Source organism: secondary endosymbiont of Ctenarytaina eucalypti (genome assembly GCF_000287335.1).
Taxonomy (GTDB): Bacteria; Pseudomonadota; Gammaproteobacteria; order Enterobacterales; family Enterobacteriaceae.
Map to the genome: position 1 here is coordinate 712,317 of NC_018419.1, position 19,189 is coordinate 731,505.

At 43.1% G+C, this 19,189-nt stretch carries 8 protein-coding genes and 2 pseudogenes; 6 read left to right on the forward strand and 4 right to left on the reverse strand.

Annotation, left to right across the window (positions count from 1 at the left end):
• Positions 1 to 80 precede the first annotated feature (80 nt).
• The 5 genes and pseudogenes from nusA (at position 81) to truB (ending at position 5,692) form a co-directional block, all read left to right on the forward strand.
• On the forward strand, positions 81 to 1,568 hold the full coding sequence (gene nusA, locus A359_RS02035) for a transcription termination factor NusA (protein ID WP_014888185.1): 1,488 nt from the start codon (positions 81 to 83) through the stop codon (positions 1,566 to 1,568).
• A gap of 22 nt (positions 1,569 to 1,590) precedes the next feature.
• Positions 1,591 to 2,020 (forward strand): annotated as a pseudogene (locus tag A359_RS04565) (translation initiation factor IF-2 associated domain-containing protein); the annotation flags it as partial.
• 77 nt (positions 2,021 to 2,097) lie between these two features.
• Positions 2,098 to 4,278, forward strand: a pseudogene (gene infB, locus A359_RS02040) (translation initiation factor IF-2); the annotation flags it as partial.
• A gap of 67 nt (positions 4,279 to 4,345) precedes the next feature.
• Positions 4,346 to 4,744 (forward strand): 30S ribosome-binding factor RbfA, encoded by a 399-nt coding sequence (gene rbfA / locus A359_RS02045; RefSeq protein WP_014888187.1) that lies wholly within the window; start codon positions 4,346 to 4,348, stop codon positions 4,742 to 4,744.
• Between the two features lie 15 nt (positions 4,745 to 4,759).
• Positions 4,760 to 5,692: a tRNA pseudouridine(55) synthase TruB gene (truB, locus tag A359_RS02050; protein ID WP_014888188.1), complete on the forward strand. Its 933-nt coding sequence runs from the start codon at positions 4,760 to 4,762 to the stop codon at positions 5,690 to 5,692.
• A 549-nt stretch (positions 5,693 to 6,241) separates the two neighbouring features.
• Here truB and crp read toward each other — a convergent pair.
• Together crp and trxB are read right to left on the reverse strand one after the other, a co-directional pair.
• Positions 6,242 to 6,874 carry a cAMP-activated global transcriptional regulator CRP gene (crp, locus tag A359_RS02055; protein WP_014888189.1) on the reverse strand — a complete coding sequence of 211 codons (633 nt, stop codon included), beginning with the start codon at positions 6,872 to 6,874 and terminating at the stop codon, positions 6,242 to 6,244.
• Positions 6,875 to 8,519: 1,645 nt separating this feature from the next.
• The gene (gene trxB / locus A359_RS02060) at positions 8,520 to 9,488 is read right to left on the reverse strand and encodes a thioredoxin-disulfide reductase (protein WP_014888190.1); all 969 of its coding nucleotides are present in this window, start codon (positions 9,486 to 9,488) and stop codon (positions 8,520 to 8,522) included.
• Between the two features lie 2,383 nt (positions 9,489 to 11,871).
• Between trxB and lolA the strand changes: the two genes are divergently transcribed.
• Positions 11,872 to 12,480 carry an outer membrane lipoprotein chaperone LolA gene (lolA, locus tag A359_RS02075; RefSeq protein WP_014888191.1) on the forward strand — a complete coding sequence of 203 codons (609 nt, stop codon included), beginning with the start codon at positions 11,872 to 11,874 and terminating at the stop codon, positions 12,478 to 12,480.
• Positions 12,481 to 15,964: 3,484 nt separating this feature from the next.
• On the opposite strand, the gene pyrI is transcribed toward lolA, so the two are convergent.
• Both pyrI and pyrB read right to left on the reverse strand, forming a co-directional pair.
• Positions 15,965 to 16,429, reverse strand: a complete 465-nt coding sequence (gene pyrI / locus A359_RS02080; RefSeq protein WP_014888192.1) for an aspartate carbamoyltransferase regulatory subunit — start codon at positions 16,427 to 16,429, stop codon at positions 15,965 to 15,967.
• A gap of 424 nt (positions 16,430 to 16,853) precedes the next feature.
• Positions 16,854 to 17,786, reverse strand: coding sequence for an aspartate carbamoyltransferase (pyrB, locus tag A359_RS02085; RefSeq protein ID WP_044104518.1), 933 nt, complete (start codon positions 17,784 to 17,786; stop codon positions 16,854 to 16,856).
• Positions 17,787 to 19,189 lie beyond the last annotated feature (1,403 nt).

Consider the following 19,189-nt stretch of genomic DNA (forward strand, 5'->3'; position numbering starts at 1 on the left):
AGGATGCACGATTTCACTTAAACAATATCCACAAAATGAACCCGGTACCTGACTTTTAACGTTTTACTAAGGCAACGAGGATGAATAAAGAAATTCTGGCTGTTGTTGAAGCAGTGTCCAACGAGAAAGCCGTCCCTCGGGAAAAAATTTTTGAGGCGCTAGAGACAGCACTGTCTACGGCAACGAAAAAAAAATACGCACAAGACATCGAAGTACGCGTCAGCATCGACCGTAAGTCGGGGGATTTTGATACTTTCCGCCGTTGGCTCATCGTGGGCAGCGTCACCCAGCCTACCCGGGAAATTACCTTAGAAGCAGCGAAGTTTGACGCCCCTGAGTCGAAGCTGGGAGGGTACATAGAGGATGAAATTAAATCGGTAGTATTTGATCGTATTACCACCCAAACCGCAAAGCAAGTAATCGTTCAGAAAGTACGTGAAGCCGAGCGCGCCATGGTGGTCGAGCAGTTCCGCAGTCATGAGGGTGAAATCGTAACAGGCATAGTAAAAAAAGTTAACCGGGAAAGCATTAGTCTAGATTTAGGAAGTAATGCCGAAGCATTGATCGGTCGAGAGGAGATGCTCCCACGAGAAAATTTTCGACCTGGAGATCGTATTCGCGGCGTCTTATATTCTGTGCGGCCGGAAGCACGTGGTGCGCAATTGTTTGTCAGCCGATCTCGACCAGAAATGCTTGCAGAGTTATTCCGTATTGAAGTACCGGAAATCGGCGAGGATGTCATTGAAATCAAGGCCGCCGCTCGTGATCCTGGGTCTCGGGCGAAACTTGCCGTAAAAACTAACGACAAGCGCATTGATCCGGTCGGCGCCTGCGTTGGCATGCGCGGTGCGCGGGTCCAAGCGGTCTCTAGTGAATTGGGTGGTGAGCGTATAGATATCGTTCTCTGGGATGACAACCCAGCTCAGTTCGTTATTAACGCCATGGCTCCTGCTGATGTCGCCTCTATCGTGGTAGATGAGGACACGCACACGATGGATATTGCTGTAGAATCGGGAAATCTTGCCCAGGCTATCGGCCGAAACGGGCAAAATGTCCGGCTCGCTTCTCAACTGAGCGGTTGGGAGCTAAACGTAATGACAGTGGAGGCTCTTCAGGAAAAACATCAAGCTGAAGCCCATGCAGCCATCAATATATTTACCCGAAATATGGTTATCGATGAAGCATTGGCTACGGTATTAGTAGAAGCAGGCTTTTCAACCCTGGAAGAACTCGCTTACGTACCTATAAACGAACTACTAGCAATTGAAGTGCTCGATAAAAAAACGGTGATAGGACTGCGCGAACAGGCAAAGCATGCATTAACCACGATTGCCTTATCAGAGAACGAACATCGCGGTACGGGTGTGCCAGATAAAGACCTGCTGAGTTTACCTGCACTTGAGCTCGACATGGCATTCAAACTAGCGGCGAATGGTATTTGTACGCTGGAAGATCTTGCCGAACAGGGTGTCGACGACCTGTCAAATATTGAAGGGCTCAGTAGTAAAAAAGCTGGCGTGCTGATTATGGCTGCGCGTAATATTTGCTGGTTTGGCGACAACACGTAATAAGTAGCAGGAAAGGAACAGCATGACAGATGTAACCGTAAAATCGCTCGCCGAAGAAATCCAAACTCCAGTTGAACGCCTGGTACAGCAATTTTCTGATGCCGGCATCCATAAAACCGCAGTGAGTGTCGTAACTCAGAAAGAAAAAGAAACTTTACTGGAGCACCTAAATCAGGAACGCGGCCCCGCGCCTAATAAACTAACTTTACAGCGTAAAACGCGCAGTACCTTAAACATTCCGAGCTCTGGCGGTAAAAGTAAGTCAGTAAAAATCGAAATCCGAAAGAAGCGCACCTATGTACGACGCGATCTGCATACGCAACAAGAACAGCCTAAATCGGAGGCGTTCGCTCAGCAACAGGGTCAGCATGTAGCCGATGAGATAGAAAAACGTAAGGCCACAGAAAAAGAAAAATATACAGTTACAGAGAAGGCGAAACGTGCTTCCGCTACCTCAGAGAAACATCTTTCAGCAACAAATCATCAATTTATTAACCCTCAAACACATACCGTGACTAAAGCATCTCCGGCAGCTGAAAAAGCTCGTCGTGAGGCTGAAGTGACGGAGCTAAGACGCAAAGCAGAAGAAAGCATGCGGCGCAAGGTTGAAGAAAAAGCTCGTCTGATCGCAGAAGACGTGCGCCGCATGGCCGAAGAACACGGCGGTACTTGGGATAATGTGCCTGAGCTAGCTGAAGAAGACGCCACCGATTACCACGTGACAACTTCTCATCACGCGCGAGAAGCTGAAGATGAAAACGATCGCAAAGTAGAAGGCGATCGTCGTAGCCATCCACGTAGCGGCAAGGCTATCAAACAGAAGAAGACCAGCCGCTTGTCCGAATCAAAGGCTGATCGCGAAGAAGCGCGTGCAGTGGGTCGTAGCAGCAAGGGAAAGCGTAAACTCAGCACCTTGATGCAAGGCTTTAACAAACCAGCTCAGGCGGTGAATCGTGCTGTAATCATCGGCGAAACCATTACCGTGGCAGACTTGGCCAATAAAATGGCCGTGAAAGGATCGCACGTTATCAAAGTAATGATGAAGCTAGGCGCTATGGCGACCATTAATCAAGTGATCGATCAGGAAACTGCACAGCTCTTAGCCGAAGACATGGGTCATAAAGTCATTTTACGCCGTGAAAATGAGCTAGAAGAATCTATTATGTCCGACCGTAACACCGGCATCCGGGCTTCTGCGGAATCGCGTGCGCCAGTCGTAACAATCATGGGCCATGTCGATCACGGCAAGACTTCGCTCTTGGACTATATCCGCTCCACCAAAGTAAGCTCAGGAGAGGCTGGAGGTATTACACAACATATCGGAGCCTATCATGTCGCAGCCGGCAACAGCATGATCACCTTCCTTGACACACCTGGACATGCGGCTTTTACCGCAATGCGCGCCCGAGGTGCCCAAGCAACAGATATCGTTATACTGGTAGTGGCTTCCGATGATGGAGTAATGCCGCAAACTATTGAAGCCATCCAGCATGCAAAAGCGGCCAAAGTACCAATAGTAGTTGCGGTTAACAAAATCGATAAATCAGAAGCAGAGCCAGAGCGAGTTAAGAAAGAACTAACCCAACATGGAGTCATTCCCGAAGAATGGGGTGGTGAAAGCCAGTTTGTGCATATTTCTGCAAAATCCGGCGAGGGCATTGATGATCTGCTAACTGCCATCTTGCTTCAAGCGGAAGTACTAGAGCTCAAGGCAATTCGCAATGGTATGGCCAGTGGTGTGGTCATCGAATCCTCGCTGGATAAAGGCCGTGGCCCGGTCGCAACCGTGCTCGTGCGTGAAGGCACTCTTCATAGGGGGGATGTTGTACTATGCGGTTTTGAGTACGGTCGCGTGCGAGGTATGCAAGATCAAGTATGTCGTGATGTTGCGTTCGCTGGGCCATCGATTCCAGTCGAGATCCTCGGTCTTTCCGGGGTTCCCGAAGCTGGTGATACAGTGACGGTAGTGCGTGACGAGAAGAAAGCGCGTGAAGTAGCGCTATATCGCCAAGGTAAATTCCGCGATGTCAAGCTGGCGCGCCAACAGAAGTCCAAGCTAGAAAACATGTTTACCAGCATGAACGAAGATGCAGTGTCCGAGCTGAACATTGTTCTGAAGTCTGACGTGCAGGGCTCCGCCGAAGCCATTAGTGACGCACTAGAGAATTTGTCTACTAACGAGGTGAAGGTAAGGATTGTCGGCTCCGGCGTAGGAGGTATTACCGAAACAGATGCGACACTCGCTGCGGCTTCTAACGCCATAGTGATAGGCTTTAACGTTAGAGCCGAGTCATCGGCTCGACGCCTCATAGAGGCGGAAAATCTAGATCTTCGCTATTACTCAGTTATCTATCACTTGCTTGATGAAGTCAAACAAGCGATGAGTGGCATGCTGTCGCCAGAATACAAGCAAGAAATTATTGGTCTGGCAGAAGTACGTAATGTGTTTCGTTCACCTAAATTCGGAGATATCGCCGGCTGCATGGTCACGGAAGGCATAGTAAAGCGTCACAACAAAATCCGCATACTGCGTGAAAACATCGTAATCTACGAAGGTGAACTCGAGTCGCTACGACGCTTCAAAGAAGACGTCAACGACGTGCGTAACGGGATAGAATGCGGAATCGGCATAAAAAACTATAACGATATTCGCTCAGGCGACATGATTGAAGTCTTTGAAACCATAGAAATTCAACGTGTAATTAGCTGACATCGGGTTATCAGAAATTTCAGATCATAAAGTTAACACCTTCTGTTGTTTATCTAGAGAATGTGCAATGGCAAAAGAATATACTCGTACGCAACGTATCTCTCAGGAGATGCAAAAAGAAATCGCTATTATTCTTCAGCGAAAAATAACAGACCCTCGCCTGGCGATGGTGACAATATCTGGAGTAAAGGTCTCGCGTGATCTGGCGTATGCCAAAGTATTTGTCACTTTTTTGGATGAGAGCAAACCTGATCAGATGAAAAACGGCGTCCAGACTCTGCAGAATGCAGCAAGATTTATTCGTAGCCTGTTAGGTAAAGTTGCAAATAGGCGTGTGGTGCCGGAGCTAACGTTCGCTTATGATAATTCGCTAGCAACAGGCATGAGCATTTCTAAATTGGTCAGTCAGACGGTACAAAATGACCGACTGCGCTACAGCAGGAACACATCAGTAGAAAAAATTTGAGGATAAGAAAGACTAATGAGCCGTCTAATTCGCCGTGGTCGTAATATCGACGGCATCATTCTGTTGGATAAATCCATTGGAATTTCCTCTAACGATCTGCTGCAAAGGGTAAAACATCTATTTCGTGCTAATAAGGCCGGCCATACTGGCTCGCTGGATCCTCTGGCAACAGGCATGCTGCCTGTATGTCTTGGTGAAGCAACTAAGTTTTCCCAACATTTACTCTCGGCCGATAAACGATATCGGGTGACTGCTCGTCTTGGCATACGTACTAATACGTATGATGCCGAAGGCAAGACAGTTAGCATCCGGCCTGTATTGCTAGAAGAAAAACTGCTGGAGGCCGCCCTTGAGCACTTCCGCGGCGAAGGGCGCCAAATACCTTCGATGTTTTCAGCGCTTAAGCACCAAGGAAGGCCTCTGTATGAATATGCTAGAAAAGGCATCAACGTCGTGCGCAAGGAGAGACCGATTTATGTTTATGATTTACGTCTACTCCACTGGAATCTTACGGAGGTGAAGCTGGAAATTCATTGTTCTAAAGGAACCTATATTCGTACCATGGTCGACGACTTAGGTGAACGTCTTGGCTGCGGCGCACACGTCATAGCGCTACGCCGTCTAGGAGTCGCTTGCTTTCCCAGAAAGCGTATGATAACCCTTGCGACACTAGAGGGTATCGCTTCCGAGGCACCGGGACATCCTGAAACTTTAGCGCAGCTAGATTCATTGCTGTTGCCAATAGATAGCGCGTTGACTGAAATGCCTGAGGTGAATCTAGGGATTGAAACTGCCGAACGAATACGGCTCGGACAAAAAGTAGCGATCACGGTACCGAAGAAGGTGGGTCTCGTACGACTCACCGAGGGAGGTGCCCGACGCTTTTTCGGTATTGGAGAGCTTGAAGCCTCAGGCCTTCTGACCCCCCGACGCCTGATAAACAAATAGCACTCTTGCTGCATACAGCAAACCGCTGTACACTATTTTAGTAAGAATTCTCAACCAGGAGAACTCTCTCCTGATATCTGATCTTAGTGTAGTCACTTGCTTTCAATGAAAATATTGTAGTCGGTAGGTTGAATGACCCGCCGACTGCTTGCAACACAACATCATCCACTTCATTCTCATCAGAACAGGGTGTAGCCAGATGTGATGAATTACTGACTCAAGCGGAACTAGGAAATAGCGTGATTCTTATTCATCAACACATATTATAGCCTTGCACATAACTTATACATAGCTTGTTATATGGTCTTTTAAACTCTGTCAACCATATAGTCAGTAAAACGTATACCCTGAGGATAGGCAATAACTTAAAATATTAAAATCATTCAATCCCTTATTTAGATATCCGACTAAAATTATCACGTCTACTTTATACCGCGCCTATAGCGAGCTGAACACAGTGCAAGGTAGTAGAAGCGGACTATACTAAATGGAGGAGTACACTAATAACAACAAATCCGTTCTCCTCACCAGATTCGTGGTACACAGGAATTACCGAGTACCGTAAACAACAATCGTTTTTCCGTGGGCAGATATGAGATTCTGATCCTCAAGCATTTTCAAAATACGGCCGACCGTTTCCCTTGAACAGCCAACAATTTGGCCGATTTCTTGCCTAGTGATTCTTATTTGCATACCATCTGGATGAGTCATCGCATCTGGCTGCTTAGCTAAATGTAGTAACGTTTGAGCAATACGACCGGTCACATCTAAAAAAGCCAGGTTGCCGACTTTTTCAGAAGTTACCTGAAGACGACGAGCCATTTGTGAAGACAGGCGCATAAGAATATCAGGGTTCACCTGAATCAATTGACGAAATTTTTTATAGGATATCTCGGCCACTTCACAGGCTGTTTTAGCTCTTACCCATGCACTTCGCTCCCGCCCTTCTTCAAAAAGCCCTATTTCACCGATAAAATCACCCTGATTAAGATAAGAGAGTATCATCTCCTTACCGTCTTCATCCTTGATAAGTACCGCGACAGAACCTTTGACTATATAGTCCAGTGTCTCTGCCTTTTCACCCTGATGAATTAACGTACTCTTTGATGGATACTTATGAACATGGCAGTGAGATAAGAACCACTCGAGAGTTGGATCTTTTTGTAGAGCAGCAAGAGCCATTAGCTGTTATCCTCATTTTTTTCATAGCTCGTTTTTTTAGATATAGGTCTTCCGTGTAAGGTAAGCTGTGATTATTATGCGATGCCGTATCCTAAACAGGACTTTATCAGGAAATGAATCGAGGTCTAATTAATTTTATTGAATCGCTAGATTATTTGATGACGAGATTAGCAAACTAATTGAGCTCTAAAGCGTCAAATGATGAGGTGAACAATCATTAAAAATAGCATATCTGAGATAAAAATATGCCACTAAAATGCATAGCAATATAAAATATTCCTCTATCATACAACAAAAGCGATTTTTTATTGAAAAAGTGATTGATTTTATCTTTTTTTAGCATAGCGTTAAGCGACTATCTTTTGTGATCTTAAGACACCATCATTACATCTAAAATTACATTGGCTGATTGTCCTGGACATCAGAATTTTTTCAAAAAAAATCTAGAAGTAACGACAAGTCTGCGCCAATACCTAATGCAGAGTTAGTTTGGATCGTGGTTAGCTTTCTCGAAAAAAATAAAACATTCAGATCATCATAGCTTTGTTAAAAAAAGAAAATGTAATGAGCTCTCTACTAGCATGTCAATGGTTGCGCGATGGAGATAGAGTGCAGTATATCCAACAAGGTGTCATTTATTTAAGCATTTGAATCATCTCCATGACTACGTTTACCTGTGCATCATAGTTATACAGAATCAAATAAGTTTTCTTAACCACTTAACAAGCCAGAAGATACCCGTTTTAGGTCGTAAACACCCATAATGCTCTATTTATCTTGCCCGTTCATCATTACAACTCTTAGCTGCTGATATTTATTCATGTAGTCACCGAAATAGCGTATAATCCTAAAATTTATATGCACCGCGACGGTGGGATGGGCCACTTTAATGCTTTGTCAGCGACGTCATGCGAATCTTTCTAAATTACCGGTGTACTTTTTCTTTATTACACCCAGAAAACCCTGAATATCAATGGCTTTTTGATACCATAGAGCGGTATAGAGAATTGAATATGTGACACGGTCATGAGTAGATAATGCTAATGGCCTACTATACTTCTTCAACATCATGCAGTAACTTTATTGCATCTTAATATTTTTATTCTAAAAGAAACTTTTTTTTCGCTTTTCTAGATATTAATCCAGTCTAGAGATCTTGTTTGGCCTCTATATACTTTCAAAATCGAGGCAAAGGCTTCCTGGCAAGCCGTCATCAAAAAAACGCAACACCTATTTTATTATCACAGCGCCATAGTGATAGATGCATCTAAAAAGATACCTGGTCATTCACGCTTATCAGGAAGGTCTGTTTTCTGATAGCGTGACCAAAGCGCTCGTTCGCCCATTTATACTGTTAGATAATTCTGCTTCTTAAAGACCTCATTATAAGGCGATTCCTGTATAATTTTAAACTTTTTCTTTACCATCAAGACTGTGTTTTGGAATAAACATAGCGCGTTAAGATAATGATTGCTAAAAGTTGAAGGTTAATACTTCCAAAGCCTTGATCTCCGCACTACTATACAGTCAATAGCACTAGAAGATGAAAAAGAATCACCTTTTCTTGTCAAGCTATCAGATAAAGTAGCAAAAAAGTGTTCATCGGATACGAAATTCTTTTGCGCTCAACAAAGGCCTTACTAAGTCAATAGGTAGAAGCAAGGAAGAGTCTATCAAGGTACCGTTCGGCATCTAAAGCCGCCATACAGCCGGTCCCCGCGGAGGTAATCGCCTGGCGATAGTGAGAGTCCGTGACGTCACCTGCCGCAAAGACGCCTGGGATTGATGTCGCAGTTGCATTACCGTTAATTCCGGACTGCACGCGTAGATAGCCTTTTTTCAAAGCCAGCTGAGAGCCGAAAATAGACGTATTGGGGCTGTGGCCGATAGCGATAAACACCCCCTTAACGGCTAAATCTGCATGAAAATTGCTGGACACTTCTTTAATCCGTACGCCGGTGACCTCTATCTTATTACCCAACACCTCTTCAAGGGTGCAATTAGTATGCAGAATAATATTACCGTGATCAACTTGATCCATCATCCGGTCGATAAGAATCTTTTCCGAACGGAAGGTAAGACGGCGGTGAATTACATGCACTTCTTCAGCGATCTTAGCTAGATATAAAGCCTCCTCCACGGCGGTATTGCCTCCGCCTACCACCGCTACTTTCTGATTGCGATAAAAAAAGCCATCGCAAGTAGCGCAGGCGGAAACCCCTTTTCCCTTATAAGCCTCCTCAGAGGGTAGACCCAAATACCGAGCAGAGGCGCCGGTGGCAATAATCAGCGCCTCGCAAGCGTATTCGCTGCTGTCTCCGATTAGGTGAAATGGCCGATTCTGTAGATCAACCTGAGTAATATGATCGGAAATAATTTCCGTATTGAATGCTTTAGCATGGGTGTGCATGCGATCCATCAGCAATGGCCCACTCACTCCATTGTGCTCACCAGGCCAGTTTTCTACCTCAGTAGTACTCGTTAGCTGTCCACCTTGCTCCAGGCCAGTGATTAAAACGGGGTTTAGATTAGCGCGCGCCGCATATACTGCTGCAGTATAACCCGCAGGTCCTGAACCTAATATAAGCAATGTACTGTATTTCACTGTAGACATATTGCCCTCGTTGTCATAGACGCAATAACTAAGGATTTATAAGAATATTAAGAGAGTTAAAAACAGATACAAAAAGTAGTTAACAACGTTTCCAAAAAAACGCGCGGGCATCAATACCACCGATAAGGCATAATCGGAAGAGAGGGCCTCGTTAAATACGCCTTAAGCTAAATATTATTATTAAAAACTAGTCTTTTATCCTAATTTTTAACGTTGTACTTTGATTATTATGCATCATGTTAATATGATACTATTGGTAATTAATCAACACGTCATATAGCTACCGACCGCACTCTAAACAGAGTGGGTAGACGTTGCTTCTATTGTAATTTTCTGTCACGACACCTATTATTTTTTAGCTTTTAGTATGTTGATGAAATCATTTCAAATGACTGCTAAAATATTCTTAAAAATGACAATAAGCATTTACTTAACTCTAAACAATAAAGTTAGTAAAGGCATTATCAGAATAAAAAAGAAATTAGGAAATCTGCCTACGATAATAAACAAGAACGGTGCAAGGAAAAAGATCTTGGTCGCAAGAATCACAGTAATCCTGCAAAAAATACAACTGCTATATTGTACTATTTAGATTGATCGCTACTACTCGTGTTTTTAACATCGCGTCAATATTGAAAAAATATGTCTTCGAGCACTTCATGGTGTCCGTGAAGACGCCACAAGACATTCCGACGTGCTATGTGGTTGCAGCGGATTTTAACTGTTATTAGAAAATGCAGGAAGGAATATATTTGTTTATTGCACACTGCTGGGTAAGATACTAATACAGCTTTCTAGAGTGAATAAACACCCTCGCCTATGTTTGTTCATAGCAGAAGCAAAAAAGCAGCTGCGCGTTATTAACACACGTTACATATAATTTCAGGCGTATATAAAATCTATTTTAGCAAAATTTTCTTTGAATTCGTATCAGTTGGGCACCGAAAAAAATCTTGAAGATACTATTGCATTAGTTAATAAGAACACATTAATGACCCTTTCTTGAACTAAAACATATAAAACATAAATACAACAGACCGCTAAACACTTAAGATCTAGACCAATGTTTTTACTAAACTCTATCGTGAGTATCTTGGAGAGTGTGCTTTTTATGTAATAGACGTGATGATAAGTTTGAGCCTGTCCGATTCTAGTTGTTCACAAACCCACTGAACATAGCCCTGTAAAAATCTAGGTGGCGTGTAGAGTCATAGTTTTCTGACACCACCTGCTGCATTATACCTTATTGGTACTGGCTGATTTTCTACCATGCATCCTTTCATTGCTTTGGTAGAGCCTACGTGCCCGGTAAAAAAACCTATTCTATATGCCTAAATTAATTTTTTCGGCGGATGAGTCGATCCATAGTCATTATACTCTTCTCTTACGGGTAAGGAAGCGCTGACTATAGAAAACCTCTGCTATTTTACTTCCTTCGGTGTTATCCGTACCCTTATAAGTACATCGCCTCTACCATCGCGCCACAATATTAACCGCTAAATCCGCTCCCACTTGCTTGGATTATCGGGAGCGCCGTGTCCCTTCTGCTAACCGGCCGTTTGTATGGTTTAGGCATAGAAATACGCCAGCAAAATCCCGGTTACGCGACGTTCTAGATCAGGACTATGCCCAATTACCGGCAGGGGCATCATTCTGATTCTATCTCTTGGCCGCTCACAGAACAACGATGACCTGTTGCCTACGCATAAAAAAGCAGGTAACAAATCTACCAAGGGGCGGCCTTAGTCTCAGAGGCAGATGGTCTTTCTCTGGGCTTCCCGAAGTAGCTAAATTATTCTGCTCAATACCCCCGGATGAACATTTAAAATCGTCATCCCTGTTGATCCGGAGCCGGTTCTCGCCACCAAGAATTATTTATCATGCATGTTCTATGATCTATAGGTACTTTTTTGGTCAAGATTAGAAAGTCTCCAGACGGCCATAATGGACCAAAAGAATAACCAGCGCCAGCGAATAAGTCCAATGACAGTAGGGCATAGATAGTGAAAAATCTAGCTAAGTTTGTTATGTGACTAGGTACTAACGTGTCCTTAGCGGCAATTACCTTGTCTGAATCGCCAGAGATTTTCAGCACTATTTCAGCACTGACTATACATCTTTTGATGCGCTCATCGTCAAGCCAATAGATGGCAAAGCATTACCGCGTTACGGCTCGATCACCCCCATCACCTTGCAGAGCATGAACATCTGAAGGAGGCTTAACCCTCACCCTTCAGGGAAGATGTCGAGGACAGTATACAAAATCAAATATTTCAGAGGAATACCTATCTATACCTTCCTACGTCCTCTAAGATAACGTTCACGCTCGCTTTCGGCGCCTCGAAGGAGCACCCCGAGTTGGCGCCTTCAAGGAACCCTCATAATGGGAAAAAAGTTGATCACGGCCTGTCTATTGTCTGCCATACTGTCGGCCCCTGCTTTTTCCGACGATGCCGATGTTTTAAAAAGCCGATTAGATCAAATTAATAGTTTCTATGCTAGTTTCACACAGCGTGTGACTAGCGCTAAAGGCGCTATGGTCCAGGATAGTGCTGGTAAACTTTGGGTGAAGCGACCTAATCTTTTTCACTTTCATATAACGTTTCCAGATGAAATCGTACTAGTTTCCGATGGAAAAACGCTGTGGTTTTATAATCCTTTTATTGCACAAGCGACCGCAACCTGGCTGAAAAATACTACCGGCAATACACCTATTATTCTAATAACCCGCAATAACCCGATCGACTGGAACCAATATCATGTAACGCAGAAAGGCAATAGATTCTCGCTAGAGCCAAAGTCCTATAACAGTAATTTGAATCAGCTGACGATTACAGTCACTGCCAATGGCACCATTGAGGGCTTCACTACTGTGGGCCAAGATAGACAGAGAAGTGTTTATGAGTTAAGCATTAAAAAGACTCCCCTGGAGGAGGATAAAAAATTCTATTTTACACTTCCGGAAGGAGTCACACTAGACGACCAGCGCTAGTACAGAAAATATCAGTATAACCTGTTTCTATCGCGTCTCACATCTCCCTTCAGCATCCTCTCATGGAACGTGAACTACTGCAGTACGGGGATTAGATCAGGGTTAGCTTTATTCAAAAATATTGTCGAACCACGCCTCGAAAACGACTCTGACGGAATGCATTATCTGCCTTCCTAAGGGGTCTGTTGCACCTCTTACCTCCTGTATACAGAATATTCGCTTTACTATTAAAGAGCATGCAAAATCAGTAAGATACTGGAAATATCACATCAGGCGCACTATAACTATATCGATGCGATCGCCTCAGGCTCCCTCCGTCCTTTGAGGTGCATGTTGCCCTCCTGTCTTAGCGTGGAGGGGCCCAAGGTTGATCTGCTGCACGATCTAGAAACCAGGAAGAAAGATATCAACCTCGTATGTCTCGTGGAGACCATACGGAACAGTCAGCGCTCTACTTAACGTCACCTGCCGTGTGCCGACCATCCCATCTCAGAAAGTGAGGAAAACAACTCATATTCTTGTCACATAAGACTTTCTTATAAAGTCTTCGGGTCAAAGATCTGGACGAGTGCTGAACCCAGGAAAGTGTGTCGCACCCTGCTCTATCAAGCGATCATCTAGTCCATGCATCTCCATCTTAAAGCAATAAGACATATCTTGATTAAATCAACTATATGATCGGTAATGATGCATTTAGATCATGATGTTTATTTTAATCAATGGTCTCTCATGGCAAAGAAAACTCTTTCAAATGCCTCACCGACGTGCTTGCCTCGTCAAGCAGCGCAGCTCTTTAATAGCACAGAGAGGTATTAAGGTAGATTATTGCTGCAAAAGAGAGCACAGATCTCTTTACGACCCTAGATGCGAAAACTGTTCTAGTCAGAGAAGTGGTATGAGCACCATGCTCATGGTGCAACAAATATCTAGATTTTATCTAAGAGAGTTACAGGAATGGGTTACTGGTATTTTACAACTCATAGAGCGATTGTAAAGATACAGGGACCGGTATTTCCTCTTCACTTAAGTGAAGATAGGACATATTAGCATAGAGTGGGATTTTTAACTCTATAGATTAATACTGTCGGTTCAGTGAATAGCTGAATCCCTACCAGCATTCATCATTATTAAGTTAGACCCACATGAGACAAGAACATTTTCAAAAAGAGCAAAATTTGCTAATCATGACGTATAGTAGAGCGAAATAATGTTTTATTTTCGAAAAGTTATATAAACAGGTCAGCACGTGGTTAACAATTAACCTCTAACCGGTTCTCGTGCTCCCTGAGAAGAGTACATCAATTACTACACGAGCACTCGATTCCTCAAACGGTAATATTTTGGTTTAAAAGACTGGGCCAGCACCATCTCATCCTGCCTAAAGTATTATACTTAATTAGGCAAAAAAGATGTAATAATGAGAAGATTTGCAACAGAATGAGGGTATTAGCAATACCGCACACTGCCTTCATCGTATTACAATAGCCTTGTTCGCCTACAACTCGATACAGGTTTTAACTTTTTTCAATAAAGCCATTTCTATCATGAGATCAATCTTTTTTCGCGCGTACTACGAACATCATAGTTTTCGAGTCTTAGCGAAAAATCTATAAATGTAAAAATAGAGATAACGAATCTCTGTAATGCTGGTAGTAAAAGGCTCAACACTCGGTAAAACTGTGCACCGCCCTCATCAGTTTTCTATTTTCATATGGCAATATCTAAAGCATACATCTACACTTATTAGATACATGAGCTGATTGAGCGCCTTCTGATGAAAACATTCCTTCATAAGATTACATTGCTTATAATAAATAATTTTTTGGAGGACATGTAGTGAGCTGACTCCAGGGTTTACCAGAGCACTTTATTTATTCAATAAATCTAATTCTTAGGTACCACGTCTGGAGTATATAGGTAAATTTTGGGTCGGTGAGCCACATGATGTGCTACTCGGTATCCTTTTCATGCTCAGCATCTATCACTCATTACCTAATTACTCACTAACTGTCGAAGTGTAATGTGCCCTCATTCTCATTAGAGACTTCTACTTAAACAGTAGTGTCTCTAATGAGAATGAGGATAACGTATTATTAAGGTTCACTTAATATAGATAAGGCTAGAGAAGAACGGCCAATTATGCGGCAATATGACGGCCACACCGCATGCAATCTAAGCTTACTAATCTATTAGTAATATTATTGATTATCGATCTAACCTTAGATATCGTTAAGAGATAAGACGTATAGAAATACGCTATGAAATCGCAACTAGATAAAATCCCAATTTTTTATTTTTTGACAAACGGGCAATGTCTAGGTATATAAAAAGCAGACTATAATATGCAGTCAAAATACTTTACAACAACCTTTCCTGAGTCAGGCCTTTTGATCTATTTCTAACATTTTTCATTTGATCATATCTGTCAAGTTGGGTAGTCACGGTGCTGACGATAACTTCACTATTCTCTAAGCGACTTGCACATCTCATCGGTAACTGCTATTGCTACTTCGCCGCTCTTCAAACACCCTACAATATAGATGGCCGTAATAATGATATGACCACGCTCGACTACCTGCACATCAGGGGCAATAAATACAGGCCGGTTTCTTTCTTGATGATGCAGATCATGGCTACCTCTGGTGATTGATGCAACATGAAGTCATAACTCATCATCGCTTGAGTATGCTTTCCGTTTTTAAGAAAAATACTATCGCACAGATTGAGCCACTACGAGTACTCGTAGTGGTAATGCTAATAGAGTACGATATCACAGTCCTTTGATATCAAAGGCGACACACTACAGCTGTAAGCTGTACCTGAACATCCTTAAACACTTCTTTCACTATCAAAGCGCGCCATTAAACATGCCACAAACTAAAGCATCATTAATGTGATGATGCATGGTTTTGGATGCGGAAAGATGGTAAGAATATCAGGCATTAACGTAAAGACTATGCTTATCAATTTCAAATATTATATCACAACAGAGCAGGTCAAAAATGATGTTCTCAGCTAAGGCGTTGGTCTTTTTCTGTTATGCGATAAACGAACTATGAGCTTTTTTGCAGAAAAAATCGCATGCGCTATAGCTGTTTACGGGTTATATTTGGATAAGTATGTTAGCGTGAGATCATTTTTTCTTCGTACTGCAAAATATCTAAAAAGTATGAGTACTATTAAACAAAGTTATATAAGCTGTTATGAGTGATGTATTGTCTTTCTATGCGGTATATTCGGACTTCGTTAATCATGTAGCAAGTAAAAATATATCTTTCGGATCCAGAAGCATAACTTAAACGCACCTGTTTACATCACAGGTCTCTCGCTCAACACTGTTTTTTTATAAATTACATTATACACATAGAAAAACTAGATGTTATATGATGCCTTACCACCACACGTTAATCTAAAGAACAATCGAATAAATACCTAGATGCAGCAAACTGATAGCCTAAGACGTGGATCTGCCTCTACGAGGAGATCAGGAGTTTTGAATCACTGCTTGATGTTCAAATTCTTTCTCGCAATATTTGCACTGTAAGTGCACCTGCTGAGCGAAAAACTTTACGTGAAATCCTGACGCTACGGGCTCGCTACGGCTAATGCAGTTACTATTGGGACAGGTGAGAACGCCATCTATACGCTCCGGCAATTGCAGCATCTGTTTACGCACTACCTCGTAACGATCAATACGATTTACCGTGGCATATGGCGCATAAATAGCTAGCTGATTAGCCTGTTCTTCAGTGAAAAATACATTTTCTAGCTTGATCAGATCCTTTTTTCCCTGCTGGTTAGATGGCAAATTAAGGCCAATCGTAATCCGTTCATCAGTTTCGGTTAACTTAAACAAACTCAGCAATTTTATGCCTACCTGTGCAGGGATATGGTCGATAACCGTACCGCGGCATATCGCTTCTACTTGTAATTTATTATCTTGCGTCATGAACGGTACCCTCATTTTCCTATTTCTGATTAATCGGTTACTTCGTAAAGCAGCATCTCTGTCTATTATCCTAAGGCGCGTTAGCACACGGCGTTCGGAATCATGATTCGCATCATGCTGGAATGATCCTGAAGGGCACTGGTGAAGAATCTCAGAATGCCACTCGTAAACCTTACACTAGCGACAGTTCATTAGGTAGAGCATTAATTAGCCTCTTCAGCACCCTGCCACCCCCTGCACAGCACCAATGACAGCTACTTTTACAACTACTAGCAAGTTTGTATTCTAATCTCTAATTCAGCATGATCTTCTACAGGAGGAGAATGCTAGTAGCGCATAATACGACTTTTGCCTCCTGTATGAGAAGGCAATAGAGCACTGATTTTCCGGAAGAAAACGAAAATCTCACGACTTCAGAGGGGAATTAGTGCGAGTGATGACCGAGTACAGCGGACAACAACGCCTGGCGGGCGAAAATTCCGTTACCAGCCTGCTGAAAATAATACGCATACGGCGTATGGTCGACATCAATAGCTATTTCATCAACTCGCGGTAGTGGATGTAAGATCTTCAGATTAGTACGTGCCTGAAGCAAATCTGCGGCATTGAGGACGAAGTGTGCTTTCACGTTGGCGTATTCTGATGGATCTAGTCGCTCTTTTTGCACTCGAGTCATATAAAGAACATCTAGGGCCGGTACCACTTCTTCAATGCTCATGCGAAGACTGTAAGCAATGCCACTATCTTCTAGCATGTTCAGAATATGACGTGGCATTCCCAACACCTGCGGAGCGATAAAATAAAAATGGTTCCCGTCGAATTTAGCTAGTGCTTGGGTTAGTGAATGTACGGTACGGCCGTATTTCAGATCACCGACCATCGCGATGCTGAGATGATCCAGGCGACCCTGAGTTTCTTGAATGGTGAATAGATCTAAGAGGGTCTGGGTGGGGTGCTGATTGGCACCATCGCCTGCATTTAGAATTGGTACCTGTCCGGAAAATTCGCTAGCGAGTCGAGCTCCTCCCTCCTTCGGATAACGCATGACGATTGCATCAACATACGTGCTAATGACTGAAATGGTGTCCGCTAATGTCTCACCTTTTTTGCTCAATGAAGTATTGTCGGCATCGGGGAAGCCGACGACCGAAGCACCGAGCCGATGAATCGCCGTTTCAAAAGATAAGCGGGTTCGTGTTGAAGCCTCAAAAAAACAGCTAGCGATCACTTTATTTCTTAATAATGCTGGCTGTGGTTGCGCCTTTAGGGCGCCTGCGGTAGATAAGAGCATTTCTAACTCCCCACGGCTCAGGTCGTTAATGGAAATTATATGCTTTTGATAAAGGGGATTTACCATCTTTCTTTCCTCCTTAAGTGCAGGTCTTGCCATTAGATGCAACACAACGCGCCGGGTCTCACCCAAAAAAAAGCCCCTCATTGAGGAGCTATAATAAAAATAGTACAGAACGCAAGCAGGACTTGACTGCTTGGCTTCCCGAGTAAAATGTAGCTGCTGTATATTATCAGCTAATGTTCTAATGCTGCGCATATTGCCTCTCCCGAAAAATGCGAAAGAATTATACGCAGGCAGTTGTCTACTGCAAACCTACATAATACTTATTGAATAAAATAAATTTGCAACGACTGCAAACTGGCACGCTCTATTGCTCTACAATCCCAATGCTGTTACGTCTCCTAGGACGGCATCATTTTGCACAGTGCTGTGATCATCGCCATGATCTCATTTCTCTGCACATCATAGTTGAGCAAAATCCGATAACTATTTAGTAATTCTTTAAACCCGAAAAATGGCCCTAGAAAGGCATGATCACTGATCATAGGATAGTTTTTTTATCATCTAGCATTACCTTCTGTGCAGTGTATGACTGTCAACTACATACATGACATGCATGTCATGTATGATCTGAGGTTGATGAATACCGCGGACCTTGCCGCGGCATAATAATTTAGTTTATTAGTTTGCTCAATAGCATTGATTGCATGAAAAAATATAGGAATCAAGAGACCTAAAATAGAAAAAGATATCTCATATTTTTCTCTATTGCTATGATATTTATCATAGAACAATATCGGCTTAAAATCAAGACGCTCTTCTGGGTTGCGGATCGTCCGTGAGGTGGGGTTTTTACTGTTTTTCTGGTTATGCGTAGGAGGCAAGAGCCTTCTAGTAGAAAACTGCCAGGTTCCTCAGGACTTCCTGATGAGACCGAAGTATTGGGTCTCCGTTCATGAACGTGGCCTCACATTGCGCCTGCGAAATGTTTTTCGATAAAAGTTCTGAGCAACCTAATCACCGATCTACTGGTTTGGCTGTCTAATTAACCAGAAGTTTTATTGTAGGTAGTCCATCAGGGCTGATAATCTTTTTTTAATGAGCAGTACCGTAGATCGTGGAATGAGAGTCTTTATGCAAAACTTACTCGCTTCTACTTCCAGGAAAGCGCATAAGCACCTGCGTTACCTCCTTTCAGTAATAAGTTACTTATGGAGGATTTCCGTCTGCAGCAGTCTCTAGCCGAGCCATCCTCATCGAATGGAAACACCGATAATAACGAACTCTCCTTGCAACTGACAGTTAACGATCGCCTCCTCCTACTCTTCACCAGCAACATCGGTAGCCCCAGAGAAATAGAGCCTGTCAGTTCTTTAGGGTCTAAGACGTTAAACACGAGAAAAGCTAGTTAAGGCATGCGCTGATGAGGAAGTTACATATATTTTAGTGGCACCGTTTTTCTGGGC